Genomic DNA, 510 nt, shown 5'->3' with positions numbered 1-510 from the left:
CGGGCCGGGGATCCGCACACGTCGCAGCGAGGATCCCATGAGCGAGACCACCGCCTCAGAACACTCCGTCACGCAGCGGTTCCGCGCCGCACGGGACCAGCTGCTGCGCCTACGCACCGACCTGGACGCCGCACACCGCGAGTTCGAGTGGCCCCGGTTCGAGTATTTCAACTTCGCCCTGGACTGGTTCGACGTCCTGGGCAACGACGAGGATGCGGACCGCGAGGCCCTCGTGATCGTGGAGGAGGACGGCACCGAAACCCGCCGCACGTACGCGCAGCTGTCCCGGCGCTCGTCGCAGCTGGCCAGATGGTTGCGCTCGCGGGGCGTGCGCCGCGGTGACCGGGTCATCCTCATGCTCGGCAACCAGGTGGAGTTGTGGGAAACCATGCTTGCGTGCACCAAACTGGGCGCACCCATGATCCCCACGACCGTGATGCTCGGGCCCGCCGATCTGCAGGACCGCGTGGAGCGCGGCCGGGCGGCCTGGGTGGTCACGTCCCACACGAA

General features: G+C 69.0%; 1 protein-coding gene. It reads left to right on the top strand.

What is annotated here, in order from left to right; genetic code table 11:
- Positions 1 to 37: 37 nt before the first annotated feature.
- On the top strand, positions 38 to 510 hold a 473-nt coding region (locus tag B3I25_RS09110; RefSeq protein ID WP_286738718.1), incomplete at its 3' end, for an AMP-binding protein.

The organism is Kocuria sp. UBA1838, from assembly GCF_002338785.1.
In the GTDB taxonomy this organism is placed as follows: domain Bacteria; phylum Actinomycetota; class Actinomycetes; order Actinomycetales; family Micrococcaceae; genus Kocuria; species Kocuria marina.
Note: the sequence above shows the minus strand (reverse complement) of the source record. Positions and strands in the feature narration are given on the sequence as shown.